At 65.1% G+C, this 16,231-nt stretch carries 13 protein-coding genes; 10 read left to right on the forward strand and 3 right to left on the reverse strand.

Annotated elements, in window-relative coordinates; translation table 11 throughout:
• Positions 1–46 precede the first annotated feature (46 nt).
• Positions 47–937, reverse strand: coding sequence for a LysR family transcriptional regulator (locus DXK21_RS08920; protein WP_114817436.1), 891 nt, complete (start codon positions 935–937; stop codon positions 47–49).
• Positions 938–1,041: 104 nt separating this feature from the next.
• Here DXK21_RS08920 and DXK21_RS08925 point away from each other — a divergent pair, with 104 nt between their 5' ends.
• From DXK21_RS08925 to DXK21_RS08950, 6 genes are all read left to right on the forward strand, one after another.
• Positions 1,042–3,195: a malate synthase G gene (locus tag DXK21_RS08925; protein WP_114817437.1), complete on the forward strand. Its 2,154-nt coding sequence runs from the start codon at positions 1,042–1,044 to the stop codon at positions 3,193–3,195.
• A gap of 284 nt (positions 3,196–3,479) precedes the next feature.
• The gene (locus DXK21_RS08930) at positions 3,480–4,016 is read left to right on the forward strand and encodes a hypothetical protein (protein WP_114817438.1); all 537 of its coding nucleotides are present in this window, start codon (positions 3,480–3,482) and stop codon (positions 4,014–4,016) included.
• Positions 4,017–4,272: 256 nt separating this feature from the next.
• Positions 4,273–5,067, forward strand: coding sequence for a hypothetical protein (locus DXK21_RS08935; protein WP_114817439.1), 795 nt, complete (start codon positions 4,273–4,275; stop codon positions 5,065–5,067).
• 175 nt (positions 5,068–5,242) lie between these two features.
• Positions 5,243–6,091, forward strand: a complete 849-nt coding sequence (locus DXK21_RS08940; RefSeq protein ID WP_211305995.1) for a molecular chaperone — start codon at positions 5,243–5,245, stop codon at positions 6,089–6,091.
• A gap of 62 nt (positions 6,092–6,153) precedes the next feature.
• Positions 6,154–8,679 (forward strand): fimbria/pilus outer membrane usher protein, encoded by a 2,526-nt coding sequence (locus DXK21_RS08945; RefSeq protein ID WP_162790612.1) that lies wholly within the window; start codon positions 6,154–6,156, stop codon positions 8,677–8,679.
• Positions 8,680–8,696: 17 nt separating this feature from the next.
• Positions 8,697–9,605: a hypothetical protein gene (locus tag DXK21_RS08950; RefSeq protein ID WP_162790613.1), complete on the forward strand. Its 909-nt coding sequence runs from the start codon at positions 8,697–8,699 to the stop codon at positions 9,603–9,605.
• 77 nt (positions 9,606–9,682) lie between these two features.
• On the opposite strand, the gene DXK21_RS08955 is transcribed toward DXK21_RS08950, so the two are convergent.
• Both DXK21_RS08955 and DXK21_RS08960 read right to left on the reverse strand, forming a co-directional pair.
• Positions 9,683–10,114: a hypothetical protein gene (locus DXK21_RS08955; RefSeq protein WP_114817443.1), complete on the reverse strand. Its 432-nt coding sequence runs from the start codon at positions 10,112–10,114 to the stop codon at positions 9,683–9,685.
• 223 nt (positions 10,115–10,337) lie between these two features.
• Positions 10,338–11,681 carry an MFS transporter gene (locus DXK21_RS08960; protein WP_114817444.1) on the reverse strand — a complete coding sequence of 448 codons (1,344 nt, stop codon included), beginning with the start codon at positions 11,679–11,681 and terminating at the stop codon, positions 10,338–10,340.
• Between the two features lie 190 nt (positions 11,682–11,871).
• Between DXK21_RS08960 and cyoA the strand changes: the two genes are divergently transcribed.
• The 4 genes from cyoA to cyoD are packed head-to-tail and all read left to right on the forward strand — an operon-like array spanning position 11,872 to position 16,174.
• Positions 11,872–13,104, forward strand: coding sequence for a ubiquinol oxidase subunit II (cyoA, locus tag DXK21_RS08965; RefSeq protein WP_162790614.1), 1,233 nt, complete (start codon positions 11,872–11,874; stop codon positions 13,102–13,104).
• A gap of 13 nt (positions 13,105–13,117) precedes the next feature.
• A complete protein-coding gene (cyoB, locus tag DXK21_RS08970; RefSeq protein WP_114817446.1) occupies positions 13,118–15,127 on the forward strand; it encodes a cytochrome o ubiquinol oxidase subunit I in 2,010 nt (669 codons plus the stop codon).
• Positions 15,128–15,131: 4 nt separating this feature from the next.
• On the forward strand, positions 15,132–15,776 hold the full coding sequence (gene cyoC / locus DXK21_RS08975) for a cytochrome o ubiquinol oxidase subunit III (RefSeq protein ID WP_114817447.1): 645 nt from the start codon (positions 15,132–15,134) through the stop codon (positions 15,774–15,776).
• On the forward strand, positions 15,773–16,174 hold the full coding sequence (cyoD, locus tag DXK21_RS08980) for a cytochrome o ubiquinol oxidase subunit IV (protein WP_114817448.1): 402 nt from the start codon (positions 15,773–15,775) through the stop codon (positions 16,172–16,174). The genes cyoC and cyoD overlap by 4 nt, the downstream gene beginning before the upstream one ends.
• Positions 16,175–16,231 lie beyond the last annotated feature (57 nt).

A 16,231-nucleotide genomic window follows, 5' to 3' on the forward strand; every position in this document is an offset into this window, starting at 1 on the left:
GCTATCGCGACGCGCCACCTCCCCACTAAAGTGGGGAGGAAGGAGGCTATCTGTCCCATTCTGGCACATCGCCGTACAGGTCGGCCAGAAACTCGATAAAGGCCCGTACCCGGTTTTCGGCGCGCGCCCGCCCCGCGGTCAGAGCAAAGACGGCGACGTCCGAGGCGCCCGCATATTGCGGCAGGACGCGGCTCAGCCGCCCGTCGCGCAGTTCCTCACCCACATCCCAGGTCGAGCGCAGGGCGATCCCGGCCCCCGCCAGCACCAGCTCGCGCGCCACTTCGGACGAATTGGTCCGCACCCGGCTGCGGGCGCGGAAGGTGACGGGGCCGTCCGGGCCTTCCAGTCGCCAGGCGGACTGGTTCTCGGCCGCCAGCTGGGCGTGGGCGCGCAGGTCGTCCAGGGTGTGCGGCGCGCCGTGTTCGGCCAGGTAGGCGGGGGCGGCGCACAGGACGCGGCGGTTGGGAGCCAGTCGGTGCATGGCGGGATCGCCCGCCTCATAGCTGCCGATGCGGACGGCTACGTCCACGTCCTCGGCCATCAGATCGACGAAGGCGTCCGTCAGGTTCAGTTCCAGCGTCAGCCGGGGATGGGCGTCGAGGAAGGGCGTCAGCAGGGGCGCCAGCCGCCGCCGTCCGAACGAGGTCGGGGCCGAGACCCGCAGCATGCCGCGCGCCTGGGTCGTGCGGCGCGACACCAGGCTTTCCAGATCGTCCACCCCGTCGAGGATGCGCACCGCCCGGTCATAGACCATGCGCCCGGCCTCGGTGGGGGCCAGCCGGCGCGATGTGCGCTCGATCAGCCGCACGCCCAGCCGGTCCTCCAGCCGCGCCAGTCGGCGCGAGGCCACGGCGGGCGACAAGTCCAGCCGCCGGGCGGCGGCGGACAGGCTGCCCTCTTCCAGGGCGCGGACGAAGATCTCGTACTCGTCGAGCATGGACGCGGTCTTATCATTGCTATTTCGGCAAAGATAACCGCCCTTCTTCGCCGTGGATAGGGCGGGTGCGGGCGGCTAGGGTCGAGGCTCAAGGAGAACGCGCCATGTCCACGACCTATGTCCGCCACGGAAGCCTGAACGTCGCCGCTGAACTGGAGGCCTTCGTCCGCGACGAGGCCGCGCCCGGCACGGGCGTCACGCCCGACGCCTTCTGGGCCGGGTTCGAGGGGCTGGTGGCCGAATATGCGCCGAAGAACCGCGCACTGCTGGCGCGCCGCGACGAACTACAGGCGAAGTTGGACGACTGGCACCGCGCCCATCCGGGCCAACCGGACCCCGAGGCCTATCAGGCCTTCCTCCGCGAGATCGGCTACATCGAGGCAGAGCGGACCGACGCCCGCGCCGAGACCGCCAACGTCGATCCCGAGATTGCTACGATGGCCGGGCCGCAGTTGGTCGTGCCGCTGACCAACGCCCGCTATCTGCTGAACGCCGCCAATGCGCGCTGGGGCAGCCTGTATGACGCCCTCTATGGCACGGACGCCCTGGGCGAGGCGCCGCAGAGCGGCGGCTATGATGCTGAGCGCGGGGCCAGGGTCATCGCCCGCGCCCGTGCCGTGCTGGATCAGGCGGCGCCTCTGGCCGAGAGCGCCCACGCCGAGGTGGTGGAGTATCGCGTTGAGGACGGGCGGCTGGTCGTCGTCCTGTCGGGCGGGCGGATCACGGGTCTGGCCGATCCGGCGGTCTTCGTCGGCTATGCGGGCGAGGCGGCGGCGCCCTCCGGCGTCCTGCTGCGCCACAACGGCCTGCATCTGGAGATCGTCATCGACCGCGCACACCGCATCGGCCGCACCGATGTGGCGGGCGTCGCGGACGTGATGGTCGAGGCCGCCCTGTCGGTGATCGCCGACGCCGAGGACAGCGTCGCGGCGGTGGACGCCGAGGACAAGCGGCTGGTCTACGCCAACTGGCTGGGCCTGATGCGCGGCGACCTGTCGGCGGGCTTCGTCAAGGACGGCCAGACGATGCAGCGGCGCATGAACGGCGACCGTTCCTATACGGCGCCGAACGGGACGGCCTTCGCCCTGAAGGGGCGCAGCCTGCTGATGGTCCGCAACGTCGGCCTGCACCTGACGACCGAAGCGGTGCTGGACGGGGAGGGGCGCGAGACGCCCGAGAGCCTGCTGGACATCGCCATGACCGGCCTGATCGGCCTGCACGACCTGAAGCGCCCGGCGGCTCAGCGCAACAGCCCGGCCGGCTCGATCTACGTGGTGCGGCCCAAGATGCATGGCTCGGAGGAGGTCGCCTTCGCCGACGCCGTCTTCGGCGCGGTCGAGGCCATGGTCGGTCTGCCGCCACTGACGATCAAGATGGGCATCATGGACGAGGAGCGACGCACCAGCGTCAACCTGGCCAACTGCATCGCGGCGACCAGGGGGCGGGTGGCCTTCATCAACACAGGCTTCCTGGACCGCACCGGCGACGAGATCCATTCGGTGATGGAAGGCGGGCCGGTGGTTCGCAAGGAGGCCGTGCGCAACACCGGCTGGATCAAGGCCTATGAGGACCGCAACGTCGATATCGGCCTGAAGGCGGGGCTGTCCGGTCGGGCCCAGATCGGCAAGGGCATGTGGGCCGCGCCCGACCGCATGGGCGAGATGCTGGCGACCAAGGCGGGCCATCCGCGCGCCGGGGCCTCGACCGCCTGGGTTCCGTCGCCGACGGCGGCGACGCTGCACGCCCTGCATTATCATGAGGTCGACGTCTGGAGACGCCAGGCCGAGATCGCCCAGCGTCCCGCCACGGGACTGACGCCGCTGCTGACCCCGCCGTTCGCGACGCAGACGCCCTCGGCCGAGGATATCCGCCAGGAACTGGACAACAATGCTCAGGGCATCCTCGGCTATGTCGTGCGCTGGATCGACCAGGGCGTCGGCTGCTCCAAGGTGCCGGACATCCACGACGTCGGCCTGATGGAGGACCGGGCCACGCTGCGCATCTCCAGCCAGCATCTGGCCAACTGGCTGCGCCACGGCGTGGTCACGGAGGGCGAGGTGAGGGCGGCCCTGGAGCGGATGGCTGTGGTGGTGGACCGTCAGAACGCGGGCGACGCCGCCTATCGCCCTCTGGCGCCGGCCTTTGACGGTGCGGCCTGGAGCGCCGCCTGCGATCTGGTGTTCAAGGGGCGCGAGCAGCCCAACGGCTATACCGAACACCTGCTGACCGTCTGGAGGCGTCGCGCCAAGGCGGGTTGAAACGGCGCGGCATACCGCCGCTGTCCCAAAATGAAGCGAAAGCTTGTCAAAGCTTAACGACGCTCGTAGAACCGCGTGCGTTAACGTTTCATTAACCCTTGCGGCAAGGGGCTGACGCCGCACCTGCTTAGGGGGTGTGCCATTTTGGGATGGCACGTCTCTTGGAACGCTGACCAACGAACCCCCTCCTGGTGGCGGGGGGCGCCGCAATCTGCGGCTTGGGGAGGCGAACAGTGGGCTTGTTTCTGACCACTTCCGAAGGGAAGCGCGCGACAGTGCGGTCGATGGCGCAAGCGGCCGGCCTGATGGCTCTGGTGCTGGCGGCGACGGCTTCGACGGCTTCGGCCGAATCTGCGGGCAGCAACGACGCGGCCACCAGCCTGGACGTCATCGTCAAGGGCAAGATCACCGCCAGCTGCCGTCTGTCGGGCGGCGGCGACATCAACTTCGGCGAACTGACCGGCGGCCAGCAGGTCGAGGCTGACTTCGGTCTGGCCTGCAACGTCCCCTTCGACATCAGCTTCCAGTCGCAAAGCGGCGGCCTGGCGCACGTCGACAAGCCGCGCGGCGAGGGGCAGTTTTCGGGTCGGCTGGGCTACACCCTGAACGTCGCCATCCCGACCATCAGTCCTCAGGCGGCGACGCTGGGCGGAACCTTCGCCAGCGAAAACCTGATCGCCAAGAAGACGCTGAGCAGCGGCGAGGGCATCGCCAAGGGCGGCGGGCGCATCCAGATTCTCACCGGTCGGCCTGAGGGCGCTGGCCTTTTGGCGGGTGAGTATTCTGAAGTTCTGAGCGTCACATTGGCGCCGCGCGTTTAGTAATTGAAGTATCTATTCACTAATTTTCGTTACAATTTGCATAATGAAAGCGATCATCCAAGTTCTGGGTGGTCGCTATTTGCGTATAAATGAGAACTTATATTTCTCGCCTACGAGTTGAATTGAGATAATCATGCCTAACGGCGGTCTTTTTTGTTGACTTGTATTTTTACAGTTTGTTATGTTGTTTGCAGATCGGGGGAGCTTGTTCATCTCGGTCGACAAGTTTCGTCAGAACCTCACCTGGAGAATTCCTATGAAAATCGCTTCGATTCTGGCCGGCGTCGCCGTCGCCGCCCTGACCGCCTCGGCCGCTTCGACTGCCTCGGCCCAAGCCGTGCAGGTCATCGATAAGGGTCAGTGGACCAACAACTTCAACGTGTTTGGCCTGGTTGTTCCCGGCCTAACCCGCAATGTGCCGGGCGTCCTGGGTGGCACCAGCGGCGACAATATCGCTCGCTCACTTAACGGCGGCGCTCAGCAGTCGGCTTGGCACGCCATCGGCCTCGCGGCCGGCGACACCGAGACGGCAAGCCTCTCTGACGGCGCGACCTTCAGCCTGAAGGGCGCTGTTTCGAAGGACTGCGCCTATTACTCGGGCGACAACAGCACCGAGTCTTTCGACTTCGGCACCCTGGGCATCTATGCTGGCGACAACACCGGCCCGAACGCCGCCTTCACCATGGTCGCTCCGGCGGTCCTGACGATCCAGACCAACCTGGCTGGCTGCAACACCAATAACACCGTCACGCTGAGCCGCGCGGTGGCCGACATGACCAGCGACTCGACCTCGGGCTTCGACAACAACGTCTTCACCAACAAGCTGCCCTACTCGGTGACCGCTTCGTATCAGGGCGCTTCGCAGGTGGCTGGCGGCGGCGCCGCCGTCGGCCGCACCCTGACCATGGCTGCAGGCGATCTGAACGAGGCCGAAAGCAACGGCGCCTGGAAGTCGCCGATGAACCTGACGGTTCTGGTTCCGACGCCGTCGCAAGCTCTGCTGGCCGGCAACTACACGAGCTCCTTCTCGGTGCTCATCGCTGCTCAGTAAGCAGCCTTAAGACGCAAGACGTCGGGGAGGGCGTTCCGCCCTCCCCGTTTTCGTTTCAGTGACCATTGCTCGTTAAGTTGAGCGCCGCGCGCAATGGGCGTTGCTGCGGCGGGTCTGGCCTGCACAGAGTTCTTGAGACGGCGGTCTGTGGACAGCCTCGGGGGAGTAAAGATTGATGCTTCGATCTGATTTTCGCTTCATGCGCGGCAGCCGCCTGGCCGCCCTGGTCGGTGGGATTATTGCGGGCCTGCTGGTCATGTCAGCCGCCTGGGCTATGCGCGTCTCGCCCATGGTGTCGGAACTGACCACGACGGGCGCCGGATCGGCCGCCCGGATCGAGGTCGGCAATGTCGGCGCGGCGGCTCTGCCGTTTGAAACCCTTATTACGCGAATGGAAGTCGACGCCGATGGCAATATCGTCGAGACGCCGGCTGACGAGGATTTCCTGGTCTTCCCGCCGCAGGGCCTGGTGCCGGTCGGCGGCCGCCAGGTCGTGCGTGTGCAGTGGGTCGGCGAACCAACCATCGAATCCTCGAGCGCCTACTACCTGTGGGTGAAGCAGCTGCCTGTGCAGGTCGATCCGACCACGCCCGACAGCGGCGGTTCGCTCTCGGTTCAGGTTCTCTATACGATGAAAGCGCTGATCGTGGTGGCCCCGCCTGGTGCTCAGCCCAAGGTCGAAGTTTTGTCTGCTGTGCCGGCCATGGTCACCCCGCCGGCGCCCGAGGTCGATCCCAGCCTCAGCGGCGGTGAAGCTTCGTCGCCGTCCCCTGCGCAGCCCGGCGTCGAGATCGTGGTCGCCAATACCGGCAAGCGCTACGCGCTGATGAGCGGCGCGACCTGGATCATGGAGGGGACGGACAAGGCTGGACAGCCCTTCCGTCGTGAATTCACTGGCGATGAAATCTCGCAGATAGTCGGCGTCGGCTACCTGGCTCCCCTGGGCGGCAAGCGGACGTTCAAGGTGCCGACCGGTGTCGAGCTGGATCCGGCCAAGCCGGTGAGCGTGCGATTCGCACGATGACGACGGCCGGAAGAAAGGCGTTGCGGGGCGCAGCCTCAAAGCTCGTGCTGGCGACCGCAGTCATGGCGACGCCTAGCGGTTGGGCGCAGGCCCAGGTCGTGGGCTTGATGCAGGCTGCCTCCCAGGTGGCAGAGCAAGCGTCGGAGGCCGTGGCCCCGGCGCCGAGCGCGCCAGCTGCTGCTGCGCCGCAGACGCGCCCCAACATCAATCCCTACGACCGCGACATCGCCATGACGGTGCCGCTGAACTTCAACCAGCGTGTGCTGGGCGAAATGCCGGTGCTGCTGACGCGCGACGACCGCTTCATCGTCGAGAGCGCCGGGTTCCGGGCGCTGATCGACCCGCTGCTGACGCCCGAGGCGCAGGCGGAGTTGAAGACGCAGCTGGAAGGCGTGGAGTCCTTCGCCCCGGAGGAGATCAACGCCACCGGCATTTCGCTGGACTATGACCCGGATCAGCTGGCGGTTCTGGTGCTGCGCATCGACCCGACCAAGCGCTCGGTCGAATCCCTCTTCCAAGGCGGTCGGCCCGAGGAGCCAGGCGAGGCGGCGGAAAACTTCAGCGCCTATCTGAACACCAACCTGGCCGTTTCGCGACGTCAGTCGACCAGCGACGTGACCTCGCCCAGCGTCTTCCTGAACGGCGCCGTCCGCTACAAGGGCGTGGTGCTGGAGGCTGATGTTCAAGGACGCGAAGATCAATCTTCGGGCGATTACGAGATCGAGCGCCGCTACGCTCGCTTCGTTTTTGATCAACCCGCTGAGTACCGTCGCTGGTTTCTGGGCGATCTGAACGTCGAGACACGCGGTCGTCAGGGCTTCGCCGAAATGGGCGGCGTTGGCGTGACGCGCCAGACGCAACGCTTCAATAGCTTCCGCAACAACGGCTTGTCTGGCGGTCGCCAGCTCGTGCTGCAGGAATCCTCGACCGTGCGCGTGTTGCGCAATGGCGTCTTCGTGCGTGAGTTCAAGCTGGACCCAGGCCAGTACGACCTGTCCAATCTGCCGCTCCAAACAGGCTCGAATGACGTCCAGTTGGAAATCCAGAACGAGTCAGGTCGCCGCGAGACGGTGTCCTACAGCGCATATCTCGACTCGATCGATCTGGAACCCGGCGACTACGAATACGGCGCCTATCTAGGCGTCACCAACTCGGGGAGCTTCGGCTCGCCCGACTATTCCGACGGCTCGCTGGCCTTCAGCGGATTCTGGCGTAAGGCGTTCCTGAACAAGCCAGCCGTCGGCTTGGGCTTGCAGGCGTCTGAAGACGTTCAGAACGTCACCGGCCAGACCCAGTTCATTCTGCGTAACGGTGCGCGTCTGCAACTGAACGCCTCTGCCAGCAACGCTGACAGGGGGGCAGGCTACGCTTATGCCTTCAGCTACGATCATTTCGTCGATCTGGGCGGTACCTACGACAGTTGGACGGTCGTGGCCGACTATACGTCTGAGGACTACGCCACCCTGGGCAATGCGTTCGGAGACAACTCGACGTCCTGGGCGCTCACCGGCGCCTATTCGCACCAGTTTTCCGATGCCTGGAATGCAACGGCTAGCGCTTCCTACCGGCTGGGGCGCGGGACCATCGACGACTCCTATTCGCTGAGTGCTGTCAGCTCCTATCGCTTCGCTCCGGAGTGGAGTGTTCAGGTTGGTGCCGAATGGGTCGACTATGGCGGTAACTTCGGCGCAGGCGGCGCCAATGGGGTCGGCGCCACAGTCGCCTTGGTCTGGCAGCCACGCTACGATCGTCGTGGCGAGGCTCGATACAGTTCGGCGCGCAATAGCGGCAGCCTGCGCTTCCAGCAGTCACCTGAGAACCGTGTCGGTTCCTTCGGCTATTCGGTGGCTTCGACCTATGACGACGGTCCTGGCACGCTCAGCGGGCAGCTCGACTATATCGCCAACCGCTTCGACGCCAGCCTGACGCACTCGGCCTTCGGCCAGAGCTTCAGCAACATCACCGACGAACAGGTGACGTCGCTGCGCATCGGCACCTCGATCTCGACGGCGGGCGGCAAGGTCGCCATCGGGCGCAACATCTACGACAGCTTCGCCATTCTTTATCCGCACCAGTCGCTGGAGGATAAGCCGGTGATCGTCGGCGAGTCGTTCGAGCGCGGGAACTACACCTCGCGCAGCGGCGCCCTGGGGCCGGCGGTGTCCAACACCCTGACCTCCTATGTCGATCAGTCGGTGCGCTATGACGTGCTGGGCGTGCCGCCGGGCTACGACATCGGCGAAGGCGTGCGGCGCGTGCGGCCGGGCTACAAGAGCGGCTACGCCATCCAGGTCGGCAGCGACGCCTTCGTCTCGGCCCTGGGCCGGATGGTCGGCAACGCCGGCAAGCCTGCGGCGTTGATCTCGGGTCGCGTACGTTTGCTTGATGACCCCACGGCCGACCCGGAGCTGTTCTTCACCAACTCGGTCGGGCGGTTCGCCATCCAGAAGCTGATTCCGGGCAAGACCTATCGGGTCGAGCTCTTCACTTCGCCCGCCACCGGGTTCGAATTCACGGTTCCAGCCGACAACGAAGGCCTGCTGGATCTCAAGACTGTCGCCGTGTCGGTCGACATCACCGACCAATGAACGGAAGGAAGACGATCATGGTCTCCACCCTCTCGAAATCCTTCGCCGCCGCGGCGGTTCTTGGTCTGTTGGCGCTGATCCCGGATCAAGCCTCGGCCCAGGCCAAGTGCAATCTGACGATCCAGCCGGCGCTGGATCAATGGGTGATCCGCTACAATCCCCTGGAAGACGAAGTCGCCCAGCGCAGCTTCGACGTCCTGCTGGTGAACAGCGGGGGGACGCCCTGCAACGGCAATATCCTGGCCTCGCTGCAAGGCGAAGCGTTTGGTCTGACGACGCCGGGCGGTGCCAACCGCGTGCGCTATACGCTTGTCGATGTCGATTACGGCGGCGTCGATATCACGCCGCGATCAGGCGAGAGCGCAAGGCGGAATGGGACCAGCGTCTCGATCAAGCAGGGCGAACAACTGCCGGCCCGCATCACCTTCGCCGCCTCCCCTGAGGCGGGCGTGGCTCAGGGACGATATACTCAGGTCGCCAACCTGTTCGTCGAGCAGGCCAACGGGACGATCCACGCTACGCGTCCGGTGACTCTGGTGCTTGATCTCGCCGCCGCCGCTGCCATTGGGCTCAAGGGCGAGTTTTCGCGTCCCAACGGCACGCCTGTCATCGACCTAGGCGAACTGACCGAGGGGGCGCGGCCGCTGAACGCCGCTCTTTATGTGCACAGCACGGGCGGGTATCGCGTCTCCGTCACTTCGGCCAACCGTGGACGCCTGCGCCAAGGGGCGACGGCCTGGTACGTCGACTACAATCTCAAGGTCGGGGCTCAGGACATCAATCTCCAGCGGACGGACACGATCAATGTCGTGTCCCAGACGGCGCGTCGTGACGACTATCCGTTGACCGTGCGGATCGGCGATGTGTCGGGCAAGCGGGCAGGCGAGTACAGCGACACTCTGACCTTCACCGTCGCGGCCATCTGACGCCGCGATCATTTCGCCGGAAACGAAAACGCCCCGCAGATCCTGCGGGGTGTTTCAGTATTCAGACTGCAGTCAGCCTAGATGGGCTGGATGGTCAGGGCCAGGATCAGCGGCTGCTCCAGTTCGACCTCGTCGAAGCGATAATCGACGGTGCGGATCGTCGCCATGTTGGAGCGGCGCAGTTCCAGGATGCCGCTCTTGGCCAGATTCAGTGAGCGGTCGCCATAGATGATCTTGGCCTTCTCGCTGGCCGCGAGCGGGCGGTACTGGGCCGAGACCGTGAAGCCGCCAGGGCTGTTGCAGGCCTCGACCACCGAACCCGCGCGACCGTTTTCGGCCATGACGGTGCCGGTGGGGCGCACCCAGCAGGCGACCGGCACGGTGGCGCGCAGTCTATAGGTATGGCCGCCGGTCGGTCCGGCCGATGCGATCTGCGGCGCCAGAAGGGCGGTCAGGCCGACGGCGATCGCAAGAAAACTACGGCGTTTTGCCGGGAACAGCTTGGTCATGACGTCCTCATCACCCTTGATTTCAATGGGACGATACTTGGCGGCTCTTAACTTCACGCGATCAGACAGGCTTAGCGGGCGCTTAATCGTCATCGTAAACCGTCGCTAACCTTGTTGGCTGATGAAGGCCCGACGCGGCGATGGTCAGGGCTGGAACGCATAAAAAAGGGGGCGCGATCCGGATCGCGCCCCCGATAAGATGGGTTAGCCTGAATGGGTGGCGTCAGGTCTTGGCGCCCGCCCGGCCACGACCCAGTTCGCGGTTCAGCCACAGGGCCAGCAGGGTGCAGACCGCGCCCGACAGCAGATAGCCGCCGCCCGCGATCAGGCCGAACTTGCCCGACAGGGCCAGGGCCGCCAGCGGGGCGAAGCCGGCGCCGAACAGCCAGGCCAGATCGGACGTCAGGGCCGAGGCGGTATAGCGGTTGCTCAGGCTGAAGCTGGAGGCGATGGAGCCTGAGGCCTGACCGAAGGACAGGCCCAGCAGGACGAAGCCCAGGATCATATAGGCCAGTTCGCCGATGGGGCCGCCGTCCAGCATCTGGGGCGCGAAGCCCGAGAAGGCGGCGATGCCGGCGGCTGTGACGGCCAGCAGGGCGCGGCGGCCGTAACGGTCGGCCAGCCAGCCCGAGGCCAGGATGGCGGCCAAGCCGAAGACGGCCCCGATCAGTTCGATCATCAGGAACCGGGCGGGCGATTCCTCCGTGTAGAGGAAGACCCAGGACAGCGGGAAGACCGTCACCATGTGGAACATGGCGAAGCTGGCCAGGGGGGCGAAGGCGCCGATGACGATGCCGCCGCCTTCTTCGCGCACGGCCTTGATCACGGGGGCGGGGTGCAGCTCCAGCGTCTCGAACGCAGCCTGGAAGGCGGGCGTCACCACGATGCGCAGGCGGGCGAACAGGGCCACCACGTTGATGGCGAAGGCCACGAAGAAGGGATAGCGCCAGCCCCAGTCGAGGAAGTCGGCGGCCGACAGCTTGCTGAGGAAGTAGGCGAACAGGGCGCTGGCCACGATCAGGCCGAAGGGCGCGCCCAGTTGCGGCACCATGGCGTACCAGCCGCGACGGTTCTCAGGCGCGCTGACGGCCAGAAGCGAAGCCATGCCGTCCCAGGCGCCGCCCAAGGCCACGCCCTGACCGATGCGCAACACGATCAGCATGACCGCCGCCCAGTGACCGGTCTGGGCGTAGCTGGGCAGGAAGCCGAGGCAGACGGTCGAAATCCCCATCAGGAAGAGGGCGATGGTCAGCTTGGTCCCGCGTCCGAAGCGCCGGTCGATGGCGATGAACAGCGCCGTGCCGAACGGCCGGGCGATAAAGGCCACGGCGAAGACGGCGAAGGACAGCAGGGTCCCGCCCAGCGGTCCCGCATAGGGGAAGACCAACTGCGGGAAGACCACGACCGAGGCGATGGCATAGACGAAGAAGTCGAAGAATTCCGACGTGCGACCAATGATCACGCCGATCGCAATTTCTCCGGCGTCGATTTTGCCGTGTCGCGCGTTGATCTGGCTGGCGTCCCGCTCGAGGGACTCTGAAGAAGGCGCGCCGCTGGTGGCGTTCATGACCGATGACGTTCCCTGGACCCGGGCGCGACACGCGCGCCGACATGGTAAGAATGGCGAAAGCCGTCATTTGCTCCCGATCCTCTGCGCGGGGGATAGGACGGATTGTCCAATGTCCCCCTTCGGCGGGCGGCGGTACGGGCGATGCACAATGATCGTGCCAGAGCCCTCTTCCCGAACAGGAACCGCCGTGCGCCGCCTGCGACCCCTCTTGCTGCTGCCCCTTATGGCCCTGATGTCGGGCTGCGAAGCCGTTGTCCTGTCGCCTGCGGGCGACATCGCGGCGCAGCAGCGCGACCTGCTGGTCTGGTCGGTGGTGCTGATGCTGATCATCATCATCCCGGTGATGGCGCTGACCGTCTTCTTCGCCTGGAAGTACCGGGAGTCGAACAAGGAAGCCCGGTATGAGCCCGACTGGGACCACTCGACCCATCTGGAGCTGGTGATCTGGGCCGCGCCGCTGCTGATCATCATCTGCCTGGGCGCCATCACCTGGTCGGGCACCCATCTGCTGGACCCGTATCGGTCGCTGGATCGGATCAACAAGGGGCAGGCTATCGCCGAGGGCGTGGAGCCGCTTCAGGTCAACGTCGTCGCCATGGATTGGAAGTGGCTGTTCATCTACCCCGAGTACGGCATCGCCACGGTCAATGAACTGGCCGCGCCGGTGGACCGGCCGATCCGCTTCCACATCACGTCGACCGGGGTGATGAACTCCTTCTACATCCCCGCCCTGGCCGGTCAGATCTACGCCATGCCGGGCATGGAGACGAAGATGAACGCCGTCATCAACCGTCCGGGCAAGTACGTCGGCTTCTCGGCCAACTATTCCGGCGACGGCTTCTCGGACATGCGCTTCGCCTTCCACGGTCTGGATCAGGCGGGCTTTGACCAGTGGGTCGCCGGCGTGCGCGCCGACAGCAAGAGCTTGGACCGCGAAACCTATCTGGAGCTGGAGAAGCCTAGCGAGAAGGTGCCGGTCCTGCACTACGCCTCGGTCGATGAAGGCCTGTTCGACGCCGTGCTGAACATGTGCGTCGAGCCGGGCAAGATGTGCATGGGCGAGATGATGGCTATCGACAAGAAGGGCGGCCTGGGTCTGACCGCCGTTCACGCCACCTGGCCGCTGGCCTATGACAAGTATGCCCGTCGCGGCGAGGCGGCCCTGGGTTCAGGCGAGTCCTACGTCATGGCGATCTGCACGCCGCTGGAGGCCGAGAAGGCCGCCGTGGACGCAGGCCGCCGCCGTCAGGAACTGGCCGCCCAGATCACCCGCTCGGCCCCGACCGAACAGATCATGGGCAGGGGCCTGACCCGGCCGGGTCAAGCCTCTCGCACCGAAGTCGCCGCCGCCGGCTGGCCCTTCGCCCCTCGCATCCCTGCGCCGACCGCCGCCGACGCACCTTCTGCGTCGCAATCCTGAGCGCCTGACCGACATGTCTATTGATCACATCGCATCCCTGATCTTCGGAAGGCTGGACTGGAACGCCCTGCCGTTCCACGAGCCCATCCTGGTCGCCACCTTCGCCGTGGTCGTGCTGGGCGGTCTGACGACCCTGGCTCTGATCACCCGCTACAAGCTGTGGGGCTATCTCTGGACCGAATGGTTCACCACGGTCGATCACAAGAAGATCGGCATCATGTACATGATCCTGGGGCTGGTCATGTTCCTGCGCGGCTTCGCCGACGCCATCATGATGCGCCTGCAACAGGCCATGGCCTTCGGCGGGGCGGAGGGCTACCTCAACGCTCACCACTATGACCAGATCTTCACCGCTCACGGCGTGATCATGATCTTCTTCGTGGCCATGCCCCTGATCACCGGCCTGATGAACTATCTGGTGCCGTTGCAGATCGGCGCGCGGGACGTCTCCTTTCCCTTCCTGAACAACTTCAGCTTCTGGATGACGACGGCGGGTGCGGTTCTGGTCATGGCCTCGCTGTTCATCGGCGAGTTCGCCCGCACCGGCTGGCTGGCCTATCCGCCGCTGTCAGGCATTGGCTACAGCCCCGGCGTCGGCGTCGACTATTATATCTGGGCGCTGCAGATCGCGGGGGTCGGGACCACCCTGTCCGGCATCAACCTGATCGCGACCATCGTGAAGATGCGCGCGCCGGGCATGGGCCTGATGAAGATGCCGGTCTTCACCTGGACCTCGCTATGCGCCAACGTCCTGATCGTGGCCTCCTTCCCGGTCCTGACCGCGGTTCTGGCCCTGCTGACGGCGGATCGCTACATCGGCACCAACTTCTTCACGAACGACTTCGGCGGCAACCCGATGATGTACGTGAACCTGATCTGGATCTGGGGCCACCCCGAGGTCTACATCCTGATCCTGCCGCTGTTCGGCGTGTTTTCCGAAGTGACCTCGACCTTCTCGGGCAAGAAGCTCTTCGGCTATACGTCCATGGTCTATGCGACGGTGGTCATCACCATCCTGTCCTACCTGGTGTGGCTGCACCACTTCTTCACCATGGGCTCGGGCGCGTCCGTGAACTCCTTCTTCGGGATCACGACGATGATCATCTCGATCCCGACCGGGGCCAAGCTGTTCAACTGGCTGTTCACCATGTACCGCGGCCGTATCCGCTTCGAGCTGCCGATGATGTGGACCGTCGCCTTCATGCTGACCTTCGTCATCGGCGGCATGACGGGCGTCATGCTGGCGGTGCCGCCGGCGGACTTCGTCCTGCACAACTCGCTGTTCCTGATCGCCCACTTCCACAACGTCATCATCGCCGGCGTGCTGTTCGGCCTGTTCGCCGCCATCAACTTCTGGTGGCCCAAGGCCTTCGGCTTCAAGCTGGACAAGACCTGGGGTCTGGTCAGCTTCTGGTGCTGGGTGGTCGGCTTCTGGGTCGCCTTCGCCCCGCTCTATGTCCTGGGCTTCATGGGCGTGACGCGGCGGATGCGGGTCTTCGACGATCCGTCCTATCAGATCTGGTTCATCATCGCGGCCTTCGGCGCGGCCATCATCGCCGTCGGCATCCTGGCCATGCTGATCCAGTTCGCCGTCTCGATCATCAACCGCGACAAGCTGCGCGATGAGACGGGCGACCCCTGGCATGGCCGCACCCTGGAGTGGTCCACGTCGTCGCCGCCGCCGAACTACAACTTCGCCAAGACGCCGATCATTCACGACTCGGACGCCTGGTGGGACATGAAGACGCGCGGCTATGAGCGTCCGGTCGACGGTTACAAGCCCATCCACATGCCTGCCAACACGGGGGCAGGGGTGATCCTGGCCGGCCTGTCGACGGTCATGGGCTTCGCCCTGATCTGGTACATGTGGTGGCTGGCGGCGCTGAGCTTCTTCGCCCTGATCGCCTACGCCATCTTCCACACCTTCAACTACAAGCGCGACTACTACATCCCGGCCGAGACGGTGCAGGCGACCGAGGACGCGCACACAAAGGCCCTGGCGGCCGCAGCGGCGAAGGGATGATCTGATGAGCCACGCAGCTTCCCTGAACCCTGACTACGTCGACGAGGCCGGGCGGCCGATCTACCACCCGGTCGAGGAGCCGCATCACCCGGAAGGCCACAGCACCATGCTGGGCTTCTGGATCTATCTGATGAGCGACTGCCTCATCTTTGCGATGCTGTTCGCCGTCTATGCGGTGATCGGCGCCAACTACGCAGCCGGCCCGGCGCCCAAGGACCTGTTCGACCTGCCGCTGGTGGCGCTGAACACCTCCATGCTGCTGCTGTCGTCGATCACCTACGGCTTCGCCATGCTGGCCATGGTCAAGAACCGTACGGCCCAGATGCAGATCTGGCTGGCGATCACCGGGGTCTTCGGCCTCTGTTTCCTGGGGATCGAACTCTATGAGTTCGCCCACCTGATCCACCTGGGCGCCACGCCCCAGCGCAGCGGCTTCCTGTCGGCCTTCTTCGTTCTGGTCGGCACCCACGGCCTGCACGTCACCTTCGGCTGCATCTGGCTGGTCACGCTGATGATCCAGGTCTGGCGGAAGGGCCTGATCCCGGCCAATAAGCGCCGGCTGATGTGCCTCAGCCTGTTCTGGCACTTCCTGGACGTCATCTGGATCGGCGTCTTCACCTTCGTCTATCTGTTCGGGATGCTGCGATGAGCGCCGAGGCCCACAACGAACACGCCGCCAAGACTCTGAGTGACCATCATCACGACGATCACCACGGCGACGACCACGATCACGGCTCGTTCAAGACCTATATGATCGGGTTCCTGCTGTCGGTGGTGCTGACGGCGATCCCGTTCTGGCTGGTCATGACCGAGACCCTGGCGCCGCAGACCACGGGTCTGATCATCACGGCCTTCGCCGTGGTGCAGATCGTGGTGCACATGGTCTTCTTCCTGCACATGAACCACAAGTCCGAGGGCGGGTGGAACATGCTGGCGCTGATCTTCACCATCGTCATCGTGGTGATCGCCGTCGCGGGTTCGGTCTGGGTGATGTATCACCTGAACGTCAACATGATGCCCACGCACGAGATGCAGAGCATGGGCTGAGCCTGACGGCTAGCCGGGGAGAAGCGCCATAGAGCCGTCGTCGCGACCTGCTCGGCC

It is taken from the genome of Brevundimonas bullata (genome assembly GCF_003350205.1).
GTDB lineage: Bacteria > Pseudomonadota > Alphaproteobacteria > Caulobacterales > Caulobacteraceae > Brevundimonas > Brevundimonas bullata.